Origin of the sequence: Salinicola halimionae (genome assembly GCF_003206065.1) — a bacterium.
In the GTDB taxonomy this organism is placed as follows: domain Bacteria; phylum Pseudomonadota; class Gammaproteobacteria; order Pseudomonadales; family Halomonadaceae; genus Salinicola; species Salinicola halimionae.
On sequence record NZ_PZJQ01000001.1, the window covers coordinates 24,175 to 43,634 of the forward strand.

The 19,460-nt window shown below is 60.1% G+C and carries 22 protein-coding genes; 21 read left to right on the plus strand and 1 reads right to left on the minus strand.

Annotated features, from left to right (window positions below):
* Nucleotides 1-5: 5 nt before the first annotated feature.
* The 16 genes from rplX (at nucleotide 6) to rplQ (ending at nucleotide 8,230) form a co-directional block, all read left to right on the plus strand.
* On the plus strand, nucleotides 6-323 hold the full coding sequence (rplX, locus tag DOM27_RS00150) for a 50S ribosomal protein L24 (protein WP_075563676.1): 318 nt from the start codon (nucleotides 6-8) through the stop codon (nucleotides 321-323).
* Nucleotides 324-341: 18 nt separating this feature from the next.
* A complete protein-coding gene (gene rplE, locus DOM27_RS00155; protein ID WP_075563675.1) occupies nucleotides 342-881 on the plus strand; it encodes a 50S ribosomal protein L5 in 540 nt (179 codons plus the stop codon).
* Between the two features lie 10 nt (nucleotides 882-891).
* Nucleotides 892-1,197: a 30S ribosomal protein S14 gene (rpsN, locus tag DOM27_RS00160; protein ID WP_075563674.1), complete on the plus strand. Its 306-nt coding sequence runs from the start codon at nucleotides 892-894 to the stop codon at nucleotides 1,195-1,197.
* 31 nt (nucleotides 1,198-1,228) lie between these two features.
* On the plus strand, nucleotides 1,229-1,621 hold the full coding sequence (rpsH, locus tag DOM27_RS00165; protein ID WP_075563673.1) for a 30S ribosomal protein S8: 393 nt from the start codon (nucleotides 1,229-1,231) through the stop codon (nucleotides 1,619-1,621).
* 9 nt (nucleotides 1,622-1,630) lie between these two features.
* Nucleotides 1,631-2,161 (plus strand): 50S ribosomal protein L6, encoded by a 531-nt coding sequence (gene rplF / locus DOM27_RS00170; protein ID WP_110654063.1) that lies wholly within the window; start codon nucleotides 1,631-1,633, stop codon nucleotides 2,159-2,161.
* Nucleotides 2,162-2,170: 9 nt separating this feature from the next.
* Nucleotides 2,171-2,521 carry a 50S ribosomal protein L18 gene (gene rplR, locus DOM27_RS00175; protein WP_075571381.1) on the plus strand — a complete coding sequence of 117 codons (351 nt, stop codon included), beginning with the start codon at nucleotides 2,171-2,173 and terminating at the stop codon, nucleotides 2,519-2,521.
* Nucleotides 2,522-2,532: 11 nt separating this feature from the next.
* Nucleotides 2,533-3,033, plus strand: a complete 501-nt coding sequence (gene rpsE, locus DOM27_RS00180; RefSeq protein WP_075563670.1) for a 30S ribosomal protein S5 — start codon at nucleotides 2,533-2,535, stop codon at nucleotides 3,031-3,033.
* Between the two features lie 6 nt (nucleotides 3,034-3,039).
* The gene (gene rpmD, locus DOM27_RS00185; protein ID WP_075563669.1) at nucleotides 3,040-3,222 is read left to right on the plus strand and encodes a 50S ribosomal protein L30; all 183 of its coding nucleotides are present in this window, start codon (nucleotides 3,040-3,042) and stop codon (nucleotides 3,220-3,222) included.
* Nucleotides 3,223-3,225: 3 nt separating this feature from the next.
* Nucleotides 3,226-3,660 (plus strand): 50S ribosomal protein L15, encoded by a 435-nt coding sequence (gene rplO / locus DOM27_RS00190; RefSeq protein ID WP_110654064.1) that lies wholly within the window; start codon nucleotides 3,226-3,228, stop codon nucleotides 3,658-3,660.
* Complete coding sequence (gene secY, locus DOM27_RS00195) at nucleotides 3,661-4,995, plus strand: preprotein translocase subunit SecY (protein ID WP_075563667.1); 1,335 nt, start codon at nucleotides 3,661-3,663, stop codon at nucleotides 4,993-4,995. It begins immediately after the preceding gene.
* A 30-nt stretch (nucleotides 4,996-5,025) separates the two neighbouring features.
* Complete coding sequence (gene rpmJ / locus DOM27_RS00200) at nucleotides 5,026-5,139, plus strand: 50S ribosomal protein L36 (protein ID WP_031384759.1); 114 nt, start codon at nucleotides 5,026-5,028, stop codon at nucleotides 5,137-5,139.
* A 130-nt stretch (nucleotides 5,140-5,269) separates the two neighbouring features.
* The gene (gene rpsM / locus DOM27_RS00205; RefSeq protein ID WP_110654065.1) at nucleotides 5,270-5,626 is read left to right on the plus strand and encodes a 30S ribosomal protein S13; all 357 of its coding nucleotides are present in this window, start codon (nucleotides 5,270-5,272) and stop codon (nucleotides 5,624-5,626) included.
* Nucleotides 5,627-5,662: 36 nt separating this feature from the next.
* Entirely contained in the window at nucleotides 5,663-6,049 is a 387-nt protein-coding gene (gene rpsK / locus DOM27_RS00210; RefSeq protein ID WP_009723883.1) for a 30S ribosomal protein S11, read from the plus strand.
* 12 nt (nucleotides 6,050-6,061) lie between these two features.
* Nucleotides 6,062-6,682: a 30S ribosomal protein S4 gene (gene rpsD / locus DOM27_RS00215; RefSeq protein WP_110654066.1), complete on the plus strand. Its 621-nt coding sequence runs from the start codon at nucleotides 6,062-6,064 to the stop codon at nucleotides 6,680-6,682.
* Between the two features lie 79 nt (nucleotides 6,683-6,761).
* Nucleotides 6,762-7,760: a DNA-directed RNA polymerase subunit alpha gene (locus tag DOM27_RS00220; protein WP_110654067.1), complete on the plus strand. Its 999-nt coding sequence runs from the start codon at nucleotides 6,762-6,764 to the stop codon at nucleotides 7,758-7,760.
* Nucleotides 7,761-7,843: 83 nt separating this feature from the next.
* Nucleotides 7,844-8,230 (plus strand): 50S ribosomal protein L17, encoded by a 387-nt coding sequence (gene rplQ, locus DOM27_RS00225; RefSeq protein ID WP_110654068.1) that lies wholly within the window; start codon nucleotides 7,844-7,846, stop codon nucleotides 8,228-8,230.
* 164 nt (nucleotides 8,231-8,394) lie between these two features.
* Here rplQ and uvrA read toward each other — a convergent pair whose 3' ends face one another.
* Nucleotides 8,395-11,247: an excinuclease ABC subunit UvrA gene (gene uvrA, locus DOM27_RS00230; protein WP_110654069.1), complete on the minus strand. Its 2,853-nt coding sequence runs from the start codon at nucleotides 11,245-11,247 to the stop codon at nucleotides 8,395-8,397.
* Between the two features lie 160 nt (nucleotides 11,248-11,407).
* Between uvrA and DOM27_RS00235 the strand changes: the two genes are divergently transcribed.
* From DOM27_RS00235 to pgaC, 5 genes are all read left to right on the plus strand, one after another.
* On the plus strand, nucleotides 11,408-12,787 hold the full coding sequence (locus DOM27_RS00235; RefSeq protein ID WP_188113660.1) for an MFS transporter: 1,380 nt from the start codon (nucleotides 11,408-11,410) through the stop codon (nucleotides 12,785-12,787).
* A 34-nt stretch (nucleotides 12,788-12,821) separates the two neighbouring features.
* Entirely contained in the window at nucleotides 12,822-13,436 is a 615-nt protein-coding gene (locus tag DOM27_RS00240; RefSeq protein ID WP_110654071.1) for a single-stranded DNA-binding protein, read from the plus strand.
* Nucleotides 13,437-13,851: 415 nt separating this feature from the next.
* Nucleotides 13,852-15,945 (plus strand): poly-beta-1,6 N-acetyl-D-glucosamine export porin PgaA, encoded by a 2,094-nt coding sequence (gene pgaA, locus DOM27_RS00245; protein ID WP_157956677.1) that lies wholly within the window; start codon nucleotides 13,852-13,854, stop codon nucleotides 15,943-15,945.
* Nucleotides 15,945-18,170 carry a poly-beta-1,6-N-acetyl-D-glucosamine N-deacetylase PgaB gene (pgaB, locus tag DOM27_RS00250; protein WP_110654073.1) on the plus strand — a complete coding sequence of 742 codons (2,226 nt, stop codon included), beginning with the start codon at nucleotides 15,945-15,947 and terminating at the stop codon, nucleotides 18,168-18,170. Before pgaA ends, pgaB begins: the two co-directional genes overlap by 1 nt.
* Complete coding sequence (gene pgaC / locus DOM27_RS00255; protein WP_110654074.1) at nucleotides 18,167-19,453, plus strand: poly-beta-1,6-N-acetyl-D-glucosamine synthase; 1,287 nt, start codon at nucleotides 18,167-18,169, stop codon at nucleotides 19,451-19,453. The genes pgaB and pgaC overlap by 4 nt, the downstream gene beginning before the upstream one ends.
* Nucleotides 19,454-19,460 lie beyond the last annotated feature (7 nt).

Consider the following 19,460-nt stretch of genomic DNA (forward strand, 5'->3'; position numbering starts at 1 on the left):
CGGATATGCACAAGATCAAACGTGACGACGAAGTTATCGTCATCGCCGGCAAGGACAAGGGCAAGCGTGGCACGATCAAACGCGTCCTCGAAAACGACCGTTATGTCGTTTCGGGCGTGAACATGATCAAGCGCCACACCAAGCCCAATCCTATGGTTGGCAACCCGGGGGGTATCGTCGAGCGAGAGGCTCCGATCCATGCGTCTAACGTGGCGATCTTCAATGCGGAGACCGGCAAGGCGGATCGCGTCGGCTTCCAGCTGCAGGAAGACGGTACCAAGGTACGTATCTACAAGTCGACGCAGAAGCAGATCGACGCCTAACGCGAGTCGGGTAGCAAAATGGCGAACTTGAAAGAACGTTATCAAAACGAAGTCATGGCTCAGCTCAAAGAGCAGTTCAGCTATGCCAACGTTATGCAGGTGCCCCGGATCACCAAAGTGACCCTGAACATGGGCATCGGCGAAGCGACCAGCGATAAAAAGCTGATCGACAACGCTGTCGGCGACCTGGAGAAACTCTCCGGTCAGAAGCCGGTGGTGACCAAGGCGCGCAAGTCCATCGCAGGCTTCAAAGTCCGCGAAGGCTGGCCGATTGGCGTCAAGGTGACGCTACGCCGCGAAAGGATGTGGGAATTTCTGGACCGTCTGGTCAACATCGCGATTCCTCGCGTACGTGACTTTCGCGGTCTGAACCCGAAATCCTTCGACGGTCGTGGCAACTACTCCATGGGCGTACGGGAGCAGATCATCTTTCCGGAGATCGAATATGATAAGATCGACCGGATTCGTGGTCTGGATGTCACCATCACGACCAGCGCCATCACCGACGAAGAAGGTCGTGCGCTGCTTAGCGCGCTGAACTTCCCGTTCAAGCAATAAGGGTGGATTCATGGCAAAGAAAAGCATGATTGAGCGTGAGCTCAAGCGCGCGAAGCTGGTCGACAAATACGCCGCCAAGCGTACCGCGCTGAAAACCGTCATTTATGACGTCAACGCTTCTGACGAAGAGCGCTTCGACGCTCAGCTGAAGCTGCAACAGTTGCCGCGGGACTCCAGTCAGGTCCGTCAGCGCAACCGCTGCCGCATTACTGGTCGTCCGCACGGTTACTACAACAAGTTCGGACTGGCCCGTAACAAGCTGCGCGAAGCTGCCATGCGTGGCGATGTCCCTGGACTGAAGAAGTCCAGCTGGTAAGCCACGTCGAGGAATTCAGGAGCGCAATGTAATGAGCATGCAAGATACTCTGGCGGATATGTGTACTCGTATTCGCAATGCGCAGATGGCCACCAAGGAGACGGTTACCATGCCGTCTTCCAAGCTCAAGGTTGAAGTGGCCCGCGTACTCAAGCAGGAAGGCTACATCACCGACGCTACGGTCACTGAAGGCGCCAAGCCCGAATTGACCGTGACCCTCAAGTACTTCGAGGGCAAGCCGGTCATCGAGCACCTCCAGCGTATGTCCAAGCCGTCACTGCGGATCTACAAGGGCAAGAGTGAACTGCCCAAGATCGCGGACGGTCTGGGTGTGGCGATCGTCACCACCTCTCAGGGTGTCATGACCGATCGTGCCGCACGCCAGGCGGGTGTCGGTGGTGAAGTCATCTGCACCGTATTCTAGGAGTGAGTAATGTCTCGCGTAGCCAAGTATCCGGTTAAACTGCCCAGCGGCGTCGAAGCGAAGCTCGACGACGACCAGCTGTCCGTCAAGGGCAGCCAGGGCACGCTTGAACTGACCGTACATCCCGACGTGAAGATCACTCAGGAAGACGGCCAGTTGGTTTTCGCCCCGAGCGAACAGGCGAAAACATGGGCCATGGTCGGCACGACTCGTGCCCTGGTCCAGAACATGGTCACCGGCGCTTCCGAGGGTTTCACTCGGTCGCTGGAAATCAATGGCGTCGGCTATCGTGCCCAGGCTAGTGGCAAGACGCTGAACCTAACACTCGGTTTCTCACATCCGATCGACTATACGCTGCCCGAAGGTGTCACGGCGGAAACGCCCAAGAACACCGTGATCGTGCTGAAAAGCGCGGACAAGCAGAAGCTCGGTCAGGTGGCAGCGGAAATTCGCGCGTTCCGTCCGCCGGAGCCCTACAAGGGCAAAGGGGTTCGGTACAGCGACGAACGTGTCCGCCGCAAAGAAGCCAAGAAGAAGTAAGGCAGGGTTATGAACGCGAAGAAAGAATCTCGTCTCCGTCGTGCCCGCCGCGCCCGTGCCAAGATCCGCGATTTGGGTGTGTTTCGCTTGTGCGTCAATCGCACCCCGCGACACATCTATGCGCAGATCATCTCACCGGACGGCGGCAAGGTCCTGGCCAGCGCTTCCACGCTGGACAAGAATTTGCGCGAAGGTGCCACGGGCAACGCTGACGCGGCTGCCAAAGTGGGCGCTCTGATCGCCGAGCGTGCCAAGGATGCTGGCATCTCTAAGGTTGCCTTTGACCGCGCCGGGTTCCAGTACCACGGGCGTGTCAAAGCATTGGCTGATGCCGCACGCGAAGGCGGTCTGCAATTCTAAAGGGTTTAACGATGGCGAATAACGAACAGAAGGGCGGAGATCTGCAAGAGAAGTTGGTGCAGGTCAACCGCGTCGCCAAGGTGGTCAAGGGTGGCCGTATCTTCGGTTTCACCGCGCTGACCGTCGTTGGCGATGGCAACGGCCGGGTCGGCTTCGGTCGCGGCAAGGCACGTGAAGTGCCTGTCGCGATCCAGAAAGCCATGGACCAGGCTCGCCGCAACATGGTCAAGGTCAGCCTCAGCGGCAGCACACTGCAGTACCCGGTGCGCTCCCGTCACGGTGCGTCCAAGGTCTACATGCAGCCAGCTTCCGAAGGTACCGGCATCATCGCCGGTGGCGCCATGCGTTCCGTGCTAGAACTGGCCGGTGTGCATGACGTTCTGGCCAAGTGCTACGGGTCCACCAATCCGGTGAACGTGGTTCGTGCCACGATCAAGGGGCTCGAATCCATGCAATCTCGGGATGACATCGCCGCCAAGCGTGGCCTGTCTGTCGAAGAGTTGGCGGGGTAAGTGACCATGGCACAGACGATCAAAATCACCCAGACCCGCAGCACCATCGGTGTCCTGCAGAAGCACAGGGCGACAATGACCGGTCTCGGTCTGCGTCGCATTGGGCACTCGGTCGAGCTGGAAGACACCCCCGCCGTTCGCGGCATGATCAACAAGGTCAACTACCTTGTTCGAATCGAGGGAGAGTAATCCATGAAACTCAATAGCTTAAGCCCGGCTCCGGGTTCCAAGCACGCCGAAAAGCGCCTTGGTCGCGGTATCGGTTCTGGCCTGGGCAAGACCGGTGGTCGCGGTCACAAAGGCCTGAAATCGCGCTCCGGGGGTTCGGTCAAGCCGGGCTTCGAGGGCGGTCAGATGCCTTTGCAGCGCCGTCTGCCGAAATTCGGTTTCACTTCGCGCAAGTCGCTGGTGTCCGAAGAAGTCCGCCTTGCCGAACTCGGCAAGGTCGATGGCGACGTCGCTGATCTCGCTAGCCTGAAGAAAGCCAACGTGCTCAAGAACGCTACCGAGTACGCCAAGGTTGTTCTTTCCGGCGAGTTGAGCAAGGCGGTTACCGTGCGTGGCCTCAAGGTCACCAAAGGTGCGCGTGCTGCGATTGAAGCGGCCGGTGGCAAAGTAGAGGACTAAATGGCTAAGTCAGGAAACATGCCGGCGAACAAGGGTAGTGGTCTCAGCGAGCTGTGGGCACGCCTGCGTTTCGTCTTTATCGCGATCGTGGTGTACCGCATTGGTGCCCACATCCCCGTCCCCGGCATCGATCCTGACCAGCTGGCTGCCCTGTTTCGGGAGAACCAGGGCACCATCCTGGGCATGTTCAACATGTTCTCGGGGGGTGCGCTGCAGCGCATGAGTATCTTCGCACTGGGGATCATGCCGTACATCTCCGCGTCGATCATCATGCAGCTTCTGACCGCGGTATCGCCTCAGCTCGAAGCGCTGAAGAAAGAGGGCGAAGCCGGGCGTCGCAAGATCAACCAGTACACCCGCTACGGCACGGTGTTACTGGCGCTGATCCAGGCAACCGGAATGTCAGTTGGTCTAGTCAGTCAGGGCGTTGCTTACTCTGGTGACATCAGTTTCTATTTCACTGCCGTCGTCACCTTCGTGGCCGGTGCAGTATTCCTGATGTGGCTGGGCGAGCAGATCACCGAAAAAGGGATCGGCAACGGTATCTCGTTGATCATCTTTTCCGGGATCGTGGCAGGCCTACCCAATGCGATCGGTCAGTCGTTCGAGTTGGCGCGTAATGATGGTGCCTGGAACGTTCTGCCGCTGCTGGCGTTGGCGATTCTAGGTATCGCCACGATCGCCTTCGTGGTGTTCATCGAACGCGGTCAACGCCGCATCACGGTGAACTATCCGCGTCGTCAGGTTGGCAACAAGATGTATGCCGGTCAGAGCAGCTATCTGCCGCTGAAGGTCAATATGGCGGGCGTCATTCCGCCGATCTTCGCGTCCAGTATTCTGCTGTTTCCTGGCTCGATCGGTCAGTGGCTAGGCCAGAGCGATGGCTTCGAGTGGCTGCAGGTAGCCTCACAGCAGCTCGCTCCGGGGGCGCCGCTGTACATCATCCTGTTCGCGGCGGCAGTGCTGTTTTTCTGCTTCTTCTATACGGCGTTGGTGTTCAATCCGAAGGATGTCGCTGACAACTTGAAGAAGTCCGGTGCTTTTCTGCCGGGGATCCGTCCGGGAGAGCAGACCGCTCGCTACGTCGACAAGGTGATGACGCGTCTGACCCTTTTCGGGGCGCTCTACATCACACTGGTCTCGTTGATGCCGCAGTTCCTGATGGTGGCTTGGCAGGTGCCGTTCTACTTCGGGGGCACTTCGCTGCTGATCGTGGTCGTGGTAATCATGGACTTCATGGCCCAGGTTCAGTCTCACCTGATGTCTCACCAGTATGAGTCGGTGATGAAGAAATCGAACCTGAAGGGCTACGGTAGCGGCGGCCTGACGCGCTGAGCCTCCGCCAGAGAGCATTTGGAGAGAACGATGAAAGTTCGAGCTTCTGTAAAGAAAATGTGCCGTAACTGCAAGATCATTCGGCGCAATGGCGCGGTTCGTGTAATTTGCACCGAACCTCGTCACAAGCAGCGTCAGGGTTGATTCGATCCTAACGCTGTGAGTAAAAAGCGGGCCATGGCATACCCCTTGCCTTGAGAGAGGTCAGGGTGTATGCTATTGCGCCCTTTGTGGAAGACTAACGAGCAAGCCGCTCAACATTCGGAGTAAGCTGATGGCCCGTATTGCAGGCGTCAATATCCCGGACAACAAGCATGCGGCGATCTCGCTGACCTACATCTACGGGATTGGCCGCACGCGCGCAGAAGCAGTTTGCGTCGCTGCCGGCATCGCACCGACCACCAAGGTCCAGGAACTGTCTGGCGAAGAGCTCGACGTCCTACGTACCGAAGTGGGCAAGTACACCGTAGAAGGCGACCTTCGCCGTGATACGACGCTGAATATCAAGCGTCTCATGGATCTGGGTTGTTACCGTGGTCTGCGCCATCGTCGTGGTCTACCGCTGCGTGGTCAGCGTACCAAGACCAATGCGCGTACCCGTAAGGGACCGCGTAAACCGATTCGTAAGTAATTAACGTTCCGGCGTTTAAGATCAGGATACATCAACATGGCTAACCCGCGTAGTAACCGTAAAAAGGTTAAAAAGCAGGTTGTGGACGCCGTTGCGCACATCCACGCCTCTTTTAACAATACGATCGTGACGATCACAGACCGCCAGGGCAATGCGCTTTCCTGGGCAACAGCCGGTGGTTCGGGTTTTCGTGGTTCTCGCAAGAGCACCCCGTTCGCAGCTCAAGTGGCGAGTGAACGTGCAGCGACTGCTGCAGCCGAGTATGGTGTGAAAAACGTCGACGTGCTGGTCAAGGGCCCAGGTCCTGGCCGTGAGTCTGCCGTGCGAGCACTGAATGCCGCCGGCTTCCGTGTACAGAGCATTACTGACGCGACGCCGATCCCGCACAACGGTTGCCGTCCGCCGAAGAAACGCCGCGTCTAAGGAGACTGACTCATGGCTCGTTATCTAGGTCCCAAGTGTAAACTTTCTCGTCGTGAGGGTACCGACCTCTTTCTCAAGAGCGGTGTCACTCCCTTCGAAAAGAAGTGCAAATCCGAGCAGATCCCGGGTGTGCACGGCCAGCGCCGTCAGCGTCTTTCCGACTACGGCTTGCAGCTTCGCGAGAAGCAGAAAGTACGTCGTATCTACGGCGTACTCGAAAAACAGTTCCGCAACTACTACAAGGAAGCCGCTCGCCTGAAAGGTGCGACCGGTGAATCCCTGCTGCAGCTGCTGGAATGCCGACTGGACAACGTGGTTTATCGCATGGGCTTCGGCTCTACGCGTAATGAATCGCGCCAGTTGGTCAGCCACAAGGCGATTACGGTCAATGGCCGTACCGTCAACGTGGCGTCCTATCAGGTGCGTCCCGGCGACGTCGTGTCTGTTCGCGAGAAGGCCAAGAATCAGGCCCGTATCCAGCAGGCCCTGTCCATCGCTGCCAACCGCGGCGACGTGACGTGGATCGACATCGATTCGAAGAAGATGGAAGGCACTTTCAAGGCTGTCCCGGAACGCGGTGACCTGTCTGCCGACATCAACGAAAACCTGATCGTCGAGCTGTATTCCAAGTAAGTCTGGAATCGGGCCGCCCGTCGGCCCGACTCCAGCCTGGAGTACCGAATTTCGTTTGGCAGCCTGGGAAGGTGTTCATATGCAGCGTTCAGTGACAGAGTTTCTCCGTCCCCGCGACATCAAGGTCGAAGAGGTCAGTGCACATCACGCAAAGATCGTGCTGGAACCCTTCGAACGTGGTTTCGGGCATACCCTGGGGAATGCGCTGCGTCGCATCCTGCTCTCTTCGATGCCTGGCTGTGCCATTGTCGAAGCTGAAATCGAAGGCGTGTTGCACGAGTACAGCGCCATCGAAGGTGTTCAGGAAGACGTCATCGAGATTCTACTGAATCTCAAGGACGTGGCCATCAAGATGCACGGTCGCGACGAAGCCGTTCTTACCTTGAACAAGCAGGGCCCCGGTGTAATGACCGCAGGTGACATTGCCGTCGGTCATGACGTCGAGATCGTCAATCCGGAGCATGTAATCGCTCACCTCAACGATGGCAGCGAGCTGAAAATGCAGCTGAAGATCGTTCAGGGGCGTGGTTACGAGCCCGCGGATGCGCGGCTCTCCGACGAGGACGAATCTCGCGCCATCGGTCGTCTGCAGCTGGATGCGACTTTCAGCCCCGTTCGCCGCGTGTCCTATGCGGTGGAAGCGGCCCGTGTCGAACAGCGCACCGACCTCGATAAGCTGGTCATCGATCTCGAAACTGACGGCACCCTGGACCCCGAAGAAGCGATTCGCCGTAGTGCGACCATCCTTCAGGAACAGCTGGGCGCCTTCGTCGACCTCGAAGCTGACAGAGAGCAGGAAATCGAAGAGGAAGAAGATCAGATCGATCCGATTCTTCTGCGCCCCGTGGATGATCTCGAACTCACGGTTCGCAGCGCCAACTGCTTGAAGGCCGAGAATATTTACTACATTGGCGATTTGATTCAGCGCACGGAAGTCGAGCTGCTCAAGACGCCGAACCTTGGCAAGAAGTCCTTGAACGAGATCAAGGACGTGTTGGCTTCGCGCGGTCTTTCGCTGGGTATGCGGCTGGAAAGCTGGCCGCCCGCGAGTCTGAAAGACGACAAGGCTTCAGCCTAAGAACGATAGCGTCGGGGTTCAGACTCTGGCGCCGTCTTCCAGCGTGCCGACTCGAATCACCAGTTTGGTAAGGAATAGCAATCATGCGTCATCGTAAGAGTGGTCGTCATCTGAATCGGACCAGCTCGCATCGGCACGCCATGTTCAAGAACATGTGCATCTCGCTGGTCGAGCATGAAGTGATCAAGACTACCCTGCCTAAAGCCAAGGAACTGCGTCGTCATATCGAGCCGCTGATCACCCTGGCCAAGCAGGATAGCGTGGCAAATCGCCGTCTGGCGTTCAGCCGCACCCGCTCCAAGGAAGCTGTTGGCAAGCTCTTCAACGAGCTTGGTCCGCGTTACGTCAATCGCCCGGGCGGTTACGTCCGTGTGCTGAAGTGCGGTTTCCGCACCGGCGACAACGCCCCGATGGCTTACATCGAGCTGGTCGATCGTCCGGTCGTCGAAGAAGCTGCCGGGGAAGAATAACCCCACAGCTTTCAGCACGACAAAAACCGGCTGCCCANNTGGGCAGCCGGTTTTCTTTTGGCTAGGGTTTTGCTGAATGCCGGATCTGCTCAACGAAACTTTGCAGCACCGGGGGCGGAACCCAGGCGATCGATAGCGGCGCCGAATGGCGCCGCGTCTGGGCCTCAGGCGCGTTTTGCCTTGCGGACCTTGGGTTCGGGCAGCAGCGGTGCCAGAAAGCGGCCCGTATGAGAGTGTTCGAGCGCAGCCACCTGCTCGGGCGTTCCTTCCGCGATGATTTTCCCGCCGCCTGAGCCTCCTTCCGGACCCAGGTCGATGACCCAGTCCGCGGTCTTGATCACGTCCAGATTATGTTCGATCACAACTACGGTGTTGCCATGATCGCGCAGGCGGTGGAGCACACCCAGCAGCTGTCGGATATCCTCGAAATGCAGGCCCGTCGTTGGTTCATCCAGGATATAGAGCGTCTGTCCGGTATCGCGCTTGGCCAGTTCGCGGGCAAGCTTGACGCGTTGTGCCTCGCCGCCGGAAAGCGTCGTGGCGCTCTGGCCTAAACGGACGTAGGAGAGCCCCACGTCCATCAATGTCTGCAAGCGGCGGGCGATCGCCGGCACCGGGCTGAAGAACTCCAGCGCTTCCTCGATGGTCATCTCGAGCACTTCGTGGATGCTCTTGCCCTTGTAGTGAATCTCGAGCGTCTCGCGGTTGTAGCGTTTACCCTTGCAGACATCGCAGGGTACGTAGATGTCAGGCAGAAAATGCATCTCCACCTTGATCATGCCTTCGCCCTGACACGCCTCGCAGCGGCCACCCTTGACGTTGAAACTGAAGCGCCCCGGCTTGTAGCCGCGTGCGCGGGCTTCCTGGGTGCCGGAAAACAGCTCGCGGATCGGGGTAAATATTCCGGTATAGGTGGCCGGATTGGAGCGCGGTGTGCGGCCGATCGGGCTCTGGTCGATATCGATGATCTTGTCGAGCTGATCGAGGCCCTCGATGCTGCGATATGGCGCAGCCGTCAGCGTTGTCGCACGATTGAGCTCACGCGCCGCGATCGGCATCAGCGTCGAATTGATCAGCGTCGACTTGCCGGAGCCGGATACGCCGGTCACGCAGACGAACAGGCCCAGCGGAAGCGCCAGATCGACGTTCTGCAGGTTGTTGCCGCTGGCGCCGCGCAGATGAAGCTGCTTTTCCGGATTGCCCGGAATTCGATAAGGCGGTACTTCGATACAACGCTTCCCGGACAGGTACTGTCCGGTCAACGAGTCTGGCGCCGTCTCGATCTCGTGCGGCGTGCCTTGGGCAACGATCTGGCCGCCATGAACGCCGGCACCCGGACCGATATCCAGTACATGGTCGGCAGCGCGGATGGCGTCCTCGTCGTGCTCGACCACGATCACCGTGTTACCCAGATCGCGCAATCGAACCAGCGTCTGCAGCAGGCGCTCGTTGTCGCGCTGGTGAAGGCCAATCGACGGCTCATCGAGGATGTACATCACCCCGACCAGGCCGGCGCCGATCTGACTGGCCAGGCGGATACGCTGAGCCTCGCCGCCCGAGAGCGTGTCGGCGCTGCGCTCCAGGGTCAGATAGTCGAGACCTACGTTGACCAGAAATTCCAGGCGAGCGTGAATTTCATGAACGATCTTGACCGCAATTTCGCCTTTGCGGCCGGGTAGAGTGACCTGGCGGAAATACTCCCAGGCCTCGCCCACTGGCATCCGGGTCAGAGTCGGCAGGCTGTTGCCGTCGATGAAGACGTGACGGGCTTCGCGCTTGAGACGAGTGCCGTCGCAGGTCGGACAAGGACGCACCGCCAGATATTTGGAAAGATCGTCGCGCACCATCGATGACTCGGTCTCACGGTAGCGCCGCTCGAGATTGGGTAGTACGCCCTCGAACGAATGCTCACGTGTGACCTTGCGGCCGCGGTCGTTGACATAGCTGAACGCGACTTCGTCCTTCCCGCTGCCGTTGAGCACCAGATCACGCTCGTGCCGGGCCAGCTCGTTCCACGGCGTGTCCAGCGTAAAACGGTAGTGCTCGGCGACGGCCTGCAACTGGCTGAAATAGTAGATGCTGCGACGATCCCAGCCCTTGATCGCTCCTTCGGCCAACGAGAGCTCCGGATGGCTGATCAATTTGTCGGGATCGAAAAACTGGCGCACGCCGAGGCCGTCGCAGGTCGGGCAGGCACCGGCCGGATTGTTGAACGAGAAGAGCCGCGGCTCCAGTTCGGAAAGCGAATAGCCGCAGATAGGACAGGCGAAACGCGACGAGAACGCCAGATTTTCCTGCTCGCCATCCATGAAGTGGATGATCGCCGTGCCATCCGCCAGGTTGAGCGCGGTCTCGAAGGATTCAGCCAGGCGCTGCTGCAGGTCCGGGCGTACCTTGATACGGTCGACTACGACGCTGATGTCGTGTTTGCGCTTCTTGTCGAGATCCGGCACGTCGTCGAGCTCGACAGTATGGCCGTCGATCACCGCGCGCACGAACCCTTGGGCCCGTAGCTCGCTGATCAATTGTTGATGCTCGCCCTTGCGGCCCTTGACCACCGGTGCCAGCAGCATCAGGCGGCTGCCCTCCGGCAATGTGAGCACCTGGTCGACCATCTGTGAAACCGTCTGAGCCTCGAGTTCCTCGTCGTGGTCCGGGCATCGTGGCGTGCCGGCCCGTGCGAACAGCAGGCGCAGATAGTCGTAGATCTCGGTGATCGTACCCACGGTGGAGCGCGGGTTGTGCGAGGTCGATTTCTGTTCGATGGAGATGGCCGGCGACAGTCCTTCGATATGGTCGACGTCGGGCTTTTCCATCATCGACAGGAACTGGCGGGCGTAGGTCGACAGGGACTCGACGTAACGTCGTTGCCCTTCGGCGTAAAGCGTGTCGAATGCGAGTGAAGACTTACCCGAACCGGATAGACCGGTTACCACGATCAACTTGTCGCGCGGCAGTTCGACATCAATGTTCTTCAGGTTATGGGTTCGTGCGCCCCTGACCAGAATGCTGTCCATGACTACCTCGTGCTGCGACGCGGGAAACGACCATTATAGGTCGCGGATCAAATGCCCGGCAAAGCCGGTTGCTTTCACTGATGGAAGGCGAGCGGTAAAATGCGTCGCTCATTCCGAACCATCCTCGGCCTGGCCGAGTTCACCCAACGCTGTGACCTCCATGACTTCTCGTTTTCTCGTTACCGAACGACGTGCCATCGTCGGGCTGGCCAGCCTCTATGCCTCGCGCATGCTGGGGCTGTTCATGGTCCTGCCGGTGCTGGCGCTCTATGCCGATCATCTCGATGGCGCCACGCCGTTGCTCATCGGTATGGCCCTGGGCGGCTACGGCCTGACCCAGGCCATCCTTCAGATTCCTTTCGGTCTGCTCTCCGACCGTATCGGCCGCAAAACGGTCATCGGCGGGGGCCTGGTCCTTTTCATTATCGGCAGTATCGTTGCCGCCAGCGCCACTTCCATCACCGGTATCATCATCGGTCGCTGCCTGCAGGGCAGTGGTGCTGTCGCGGGTGCCATCATGGCGCTGCTTGCCGATCAGACCCGGGAAGAGATTCGCACTGCGGCGATGGCCACCATCGGTCTTTCCATCGGCGTCGCTTTCGCCATTGCCATGGTCGTGGGCCCGCTAGTGGCCAATATCGGCGGGCTCGCCGGCGTATTCTGGTTTACCGCTGTGCTGTCTACCTGCGGCCTGCTGATTCTGTGGAAACTGGTGCCGAAGGCGCCACAGCGCATGCATCAGGATGTCGGCATCGACCGACGTCAACTGCGCGCCACGCTGGGCCAGAGCGATCTGCTAAGGCTGGATTTCTCGATCTTCGCCCTGCATCTGATTCTGACGGCCTGCTTCACGGCTTTGCCATTTCGCCTGGAAGCCTTGGGATTTGCGCCGGCCGATCACGGCTGGGTCTATCTCCCGGTCATGGCGCTGGCGTTTCTCGGCATGATTCCGCTGGTCATCGTGGCCGAGAAGTATCGCAAGATGAAGCCCATTTTTGTCGGTGCCGTCGCGGCGATGACATTGATTCTGCTGGGCTTCGGGGAGCTGGCGAACAACCGAGTCACTTTGATCACTCTACTTTGGGGCTTTTTCGTCGTCTTCAATCTGTTGGAGGCAACTCTGCCCTCGATGATCAGTAAATTGGCGCCGGCCGGCGCCAAGGGTACGGCGATGGGCGTCTACTCGACCAGTCAGTTCTTCGGGGCTTTCCTTGGCGGAACGCTGGGCGGTGCGCTATCGCAAGGTTTCGGCGTACAGAGTGTCTTCCTGGGGGCGGCGGTCGTCGGTGCGATCTGGCTGGCGGTGGTGTGGAAAATGCCGACGCCGCGTCATCTCTCCAGCGAGATCATCGCGCTCGACGCGCAATCCATGGACAGGCTCGATACACTACTCGAGCGCTTTGCCTCGGTGACCGGTGTCGAGGACGTCATGGTCGTACCCGAAGAGCGGGTCGCCTATCTCAAGGTCGACCGTCAGCGCCTGGATGTCGAGGCGCTGGCCGGTATTGCAGGCAATCAATGGCAACGAACCGACGCCTGAAGGCGTCGCAACGCAGGAATGCGAGGAGACAACGATGGCCCGAGGTGTAAACAAAGTCATCCTGATCGGCAACCTGGGACAGGATCCGGAAGTCCGTTTCCTGCCCTCGGGAAATCCGGTGTGCAACCTGCGCATCGCCACGACCGATAGCTGGACCGACCGTCAGAGCGGTCAGCGTCAGGAGCGCACGGAATGGCACAGTGTCGTGCTGTTCAACAAGCTGGCGGAGATCGCTCAGCAGTACGTCAAGAAAGGTTCGAGGATCTATATCGAAGGTCGCCTTCAAACCCGTAAATGGCAGGGTCAGGACGGTCAGGATCGCTACTCGACCGAGATCGTCGGTAACGACATGCAGATGCTGGATTCCCGCGCTGGCGGCCAGGCCGGTGGCGACTACGCCCAGCCTCAGGGTCAATACGGAGGCGCTCAGGGTGGCTATGATCAACAAGGTGGCTATGACCAGCAGCCACAGCAAGGTAATCACGGTGGTAACGCGCCGCCCCAACAGCCGCCCCAGCAGCAGCGTCCGGCTCAAGGGCAGCGCCCACCACAGCAGGGCCAACCGGCGCCGCAACCCAATCAGAATCCCAACTACGGCGCACCGAACCCGGGCAGCTTCGATGATTTCGATGACGAAATCCCGTTCTAGGGTTTTACCTGGGTAGACCGCTAGACAGAGACCACGTCTGTCGACATCACTTCAACGCCTCGCCACGCGAGGCGTTTTTTGTATCCGTTCGGCGGGCGTTGGCGGCTCTGCACCGTTTCACCGCCATGTGTCCGGTGCGCTTGGTGAGGATCGATACACATAAATACATCAATATTTACTAATTTGTAAATCTGCTGTTTTGCCTCTAAGTTGACCTAGCTTTTTAGCGCCTCACTCAAAGGAATTGAGTGCTCTCGCAACAGAGTGTTAACGGAAATAACGGTGGTTCTATCCTGTAATGCGAATATCCTGCTTCCGCGGTCGGTCCGCGAAGGCCGTCGAAGACCGTGACTTTTCGATGGCTGGTCGGACCGGCTCAGGCCGAGCTCGCGGCTGCTTTCATCACGTCCCGTTTGTGCTGTGTCTATTATCTCTGCTGACGTCCTCGGTCCAGGCGGCCGAACGCTTCCCTGATGGTCACTTGCCGGCTGCCGACGCGCCGGCATCTGCCTATGGCGATGACGTTCGTGCCGGGCCTGCAGGGCAACCCAATGCCGATGATCTGGCCGGTATTGCGGAACACCAGCGCCAGCAGGGGCATCCCGCGACCGCGCTTCGCCTTGCCCAGCGCGTTCTGGTGTATGCGCCGGACCATCCTCAAGCCATCCAGACCCGTATTTCCAGCCTGGCCAATCTGGGCGCTCATCGCCGTGCCGAGCAACTGCGTGAGCAGCATCACCCCGACTGGCCGCAGGCTACGCAGAACCGATTCGAGGCCGATGTCGCGACGGTGGCGATCCGTGACGGCACGCAGGAACAGACCCGACTCGAGCGGCGCCAGCACTATGCAACGAGCGATGTCGAGTTGGCTGGATCGCTCGAATCACTGAATGCCAATCTTGCTCGCTTCCCGCCGGGTAGCGAAGCCAGCCATCGGACGCGCTTCGATCGGCTGGTGGTGTTGCGTCAACTGAACCGCTTCGAGGCGGTGATCGATGACTATCAAGCCTTGCAGCGTGAGTCGGTCAGCGTGCCGACCTATGCCAAGGGCCCCGTTGCCGATGCCTATCTGGCGCATCGTCAGCCGGAAATCGCGGCGGGCCTCTATCGCGAGGTGATCGGTGCCAACCCTCGGGCACCTCTGGCGGTGCGCACCGGTTACTACTATGCGTTGATCGAAAGCGAAGATTATGCGGGCGCGGCCGAGGTACTCCGGCAGTTGGATGCCAATACGCCGGTCTGGCGTTCCCGACCGAATCAAGCCTCGCCGGTGCCGAACTGGGAACGCAGCGAGGTCGATCGCCTGTTGGTCCTCGATGCCACTTACCGCCACCACGAAGAGGACGCTCTGAAGCAGGCCAGAGACCTCTATCGGCAAGCGCCACGCAACACCGACGTGATCAACGGTCTGTCCACCGCTCAGCGATCGAGAGGGTGGTACGAAGACGCTCAGTCGACCGCCGAGCTGGCGGCTGCCTACGCGCCCAGCGATCAGGCAACCCGGCTGAACATTGCCGAAAATGCGCAAGACCTCGAGAATTTTCCACGGTGGCAACACACCATCGAGCCGTTGGCCGCACAATTTCCAACCGATAGCGCGATTCGGCGGAACCGCCTCGAGTGGCAGGATCGACAACACTTTTCCGTCGAGGGGCAAGGCAGTTTCGGCCGCTCTCACGGCGGCAACGCCGTCAACGGTAGTCAGGATGGTGAGTACCAACTTCGCTTGAACTCGCCCTGGATCGAGGGTGGCTATCGAGCCTATGTCGAGCAGTCCTATCGCTGGGGCGATTACGAAGAGGGCGCCGAGCGTCATGACCGCGAAGGTGTCGGCGTCGAGCGTCAATGGCTGCGTCGGCACTGGTGGGCGGGGCTGAGCGGCGAGCATGTCAGTGACGATCTCGGGCTCGAGCTCGGCTGGTCGCAGTGGCTCGATGATCATTGGCAGTATCAGTTGCGCACCCAGACGCAGTCTCCCGAAACGCCGCTACGTGCCGAGCGTGACGATCTGGACGGACGTCTCTATCAGGCCCAACTGATCTGGCGTCAGAATGAATCTCGAGAAGCCACGCTGACGCTGGGCGCACTGGATATCAGCGACGGCAACCTGCGCAGCGACGCGGCGGCCGATCTGACCCAGCGCATTCAGGCCAGCGCGCATCATCAGACGCGCTTGATCGGCTCGCTCTCCGCCGAACACAACAGCCAGCTCGATAGCGACTACTACAACCCCGAGGATACCCACTCGGTGGGGCTGACGCTCGAGCACGATTGGCTCACCTGGCGTCGCTACAATCGCTCCCTCACCCAGAACCTGTCGTTGGGAGCGGCTTCCGAATGGGAGACCGGCTACGGCAGTGCGCCAGGCTATGACGTCACCTATGGCCACACCTGGCAATTGACCCGTACCTGGTCGATCAACTACGGCGTCGGTTGGGGACAGCATGATTACGAGGGCGAGCGCGAGCAGCGCTGGTTAGGTCAGTTCGGTTTCGAAGGAGTTCTGTGATGCGATCGCTCATCACCCGTTTCATGCTGATGGCGTCGCTGCTGGGCGGACCGGTGCCGCAGGCGTTGGCGCAACCCCCCGCGCTGGCCGACACGCAGGCGGAAGCGTCTTCCGTCATTCATGGCGCTGCTTCGGTTGCAACTCTGGCCAATGCCCGGGCGACTGGCCGCAGCGAAGCGCCGGGACATCTCACGGGGACGCTGCAGATCCCCGCCGGTCATTTCGTCACGTTAGGTTTCCACGACGTGCGCGACGGCACTCGGCCCGCGGTAGATCACGATCCGTACGCGGTCAGCACCGAACGGCTGGCTGCGCTCTTCGACTGGCTGGCGGCCAATGATTGGCATCCCATCTCGCTGGACGACGTCCAGGCTGCCCGGAACGGCGAACGATCGTTGCCGCACAACGCGGTACTGCTGAGCTTCGACGACGGCCTGGAAAGCTTCTATACCCGAGTTTTTCCGCTGCTGCAGGCGTTTGACTACCCGGCCCTGTTCGCAGTGGAAACCGGCTGGATCACGCGAGTCAGCCGCGGCGACATCGTGACGACAGCCGATACCGATCCGGTGGCATCGCAGCTCGACGACGGCGCCGTCATCCGTGGTGATGGCGGAAGCGACACGGCGAATGCGGTGCGCTACAACGGTCGCGAACGGGGGAGTGCGGGCTTCGTCGACTGGCAGCAGGTGCGCGAGATGCAGGCCTCCGGTCTGGTGGAAGTCGCCTCGCATACCGACGGCCTTCACCGCGGAATTCTGGCCAATCCGCAGGGTAACGTCGAACCTGCGGCGCTGACGCGGCAATACGACGAAGCCAGCGGCCAATACGAAAGCGATGCCGACTATCGCCAGCGAATTCACGAGGATCTGGTGCGCAGTGCAGACCTCATCGAGGACAACACCGGCATTCGTCCGCGCACACTGGTCTGGCCCTATGGCGCCACCAATACCGCCACCGAGGCGATAGCGAGGAACACGGGCTATCGATTCACGTTCAGTCTCGGCGATCAGCGCCTGTCGACGCCGGCGAGCGGGCCCGATTTCGGCCGCTTCCTGGTCATGGACGACCCCGACCCGGTTGCCATCGAGTCCCAGATCGCCCAGACGGTCGATCCGCCCAAGCGGATTCAGCGTGCCGTGCAGGTGGATATCGACATGCTTTACGACCCAGATCCCGAACAGATCAATGCCAACCTCAGTGCGCTGCTGGACCGGATCAAGGCCATGCAGGTGCGTACGGTCTATCTGCAGGCCTTCGCCGATCCGGATGGCGACGGTACCGCTTCTTCGCTCTACTTCCCCAATGACTACCTGCCGATGCGCGCCGATCTGTTCAATCGTGTCGCCTGGCAGCTCAAGACCCGAGCCGGGGTCGATGTCTACGCATGGCTGCCGCTGCTTGCCTTCGATCTGCCGGATGGCGCACGGCAGCAGCGGTTGGCGGTGCGGGCACATGGCGCCGACGGCAATAGTCAGAGCGCGGATCGTGACTATCGCCGGCTGAGCCCGTTCCGTCCCGCGGTACTGTCGATCGTGAGCGGTATCTATGCCGATCTGGCGCGTAATACGTCGGGTATCAACGGCATTCTGATTCACGACGATGCCTATTTGGCCGACGACGAAGACGCTCAAGCCTGTTCGCCCGAGGCACGCTGGCCGGGCAGTCAGCGGGTACTCACTGACTGCGATTTGAGCGCTCGCGACAAGACCCGGGCGCTGATCGATTTCAGTCAGCAGGCGATCGCTGGCGCCCGCGAGTACGTCAATCTCAGCAACCGCTTTCGGGTGGCACGCAATCTCTACGCGCGAGTGGTGCTCGATCCCGATGCCGAGTCGCGTTTCGCACAGGCGCTGGGGCCGTTCCTCGAAAGTTACGACGAAGTGGCGTTGATGGCGATGCCCTATCTCGATGATGCGGGCATGGCCCGGGACGGCGACACGGCCAGCCGCTGGCTGGATACGCTGATCGATCGGGTGATGCGTCACCCCGAGGGGTTGGACAAGACGGTGTTCGAGCTGCAGTCGTATGACTGGGCGCGCGAGCGCTGGATCGAGCCCCAGCGTTTCAAGGGATGGATGCAGCAGCTGGTGCGCAGGGGTGGGCTGAATCTGGCCTACTACCCGGATGATTTCATCACCGGCAAGCCGTCATTTCAGCCAACGTTCGAGGGCATGAGCCTCAACGAATTTCCCTACTCAACCTCCCACCTCCGGAGTCAGCCATGATCGCCGATATCGAAGCCTGGATCGGGGCTATCGACTGGCGGGACGTGATGTTCGGTTTCGCGTTCTATTACCCGATATTCATGGCCTGGATGTGGATCACCGGCGGGCTATGGTTCTACCTGCGTCGCGAGCGCGGCAAGGATATGACGCCGCGGCTTGAGGCGCTGGGCCCCGAAGCCCCTCACGTCAGTATCATCGTGCCCTGCTACGACGAGGCGGATCAGGTCGAGCAGACGATCCGCTATGCCTTGGCCACACGCTACCCGTATTTCGATGTCATCGCCGTCAACGATGGCAGCCAGGATGAGACCGGGGTCATCCTCGACCGTCTGGCCGAACAGTATGAACGGCTACGGGTGATCCATTTTGCCACTAATCAGGGCAAGGCGGTGGCGCTGCGAGCCGGGGCGCTGGCCGCGCCTTCGGACTACCTGGTGTGTATCGATGGTGATGCGCTGCTGCACCCGTTCGCGGTCTACTGGATGATGCAGCACCTTACCGGCGGGCCGCGTGTCGGGGCGGTCACCGGCAATCCGCGCATTCTCAATCGCTCGACGCTGCTGGGCAAGATCCAGGTGGGCGAGTTCTCCTCGATCATCGGCCTGATCAAGCGGGCGCAGCGTACCTATGGCCGCATCTTCACCGTCTCCGGCGTCATCACGGGCTTCAATCGCGCGGCGCTGGACAGCATCGGTTACTGGCGCGCGGACATGGTGACCGAGGACATCGATGTCTCCTGGCGGCTGCAGGTCAACCACTGGGACATCCGTTTCGAGCCTGAAGCGCTCTGCTACATCTACATGCCGGAAACCCTGAAAGGGCTGTGGCAGCAGCGCCTGCGCTGGGCCCAGGGTGGCGTCGAGGTGATGCTGCGCTACGGGCGTCGGCTGCTGTCCTGGCGCCAGCGACGGTTCTGGGGCGTTGCCCTCGAGTATCTCACTAGCCTGGTGTGGGCGTACGTCATGTTGGCCATCGCGGTGCTGTTCTGTGTCGGCTGGTTCGTGCCGCTGCCCCCGCGGTGGCAGGTGGCGACGCTGTTGCCGCAGTGGAATGGCCTGCTGTTGGGGGCTACCTGTCTGATTCAGTTTCTGGTCAGCCTGAGCATCGATCAGCGCTACGAACGGGCCGGGTTTCTACGTCACTATTTCTGGGTGATCTGGTATCCGCTGCTCTACTGGACACTATCGACGCTGACCGCGGTCGTCGCCGTGCCCAAGACGCTGCTGGCGTCGCGCCGTCAGCGGGCCCGCTGGAAAAGCCCGGATCGCGGCATTCAACCCTGACAGGATC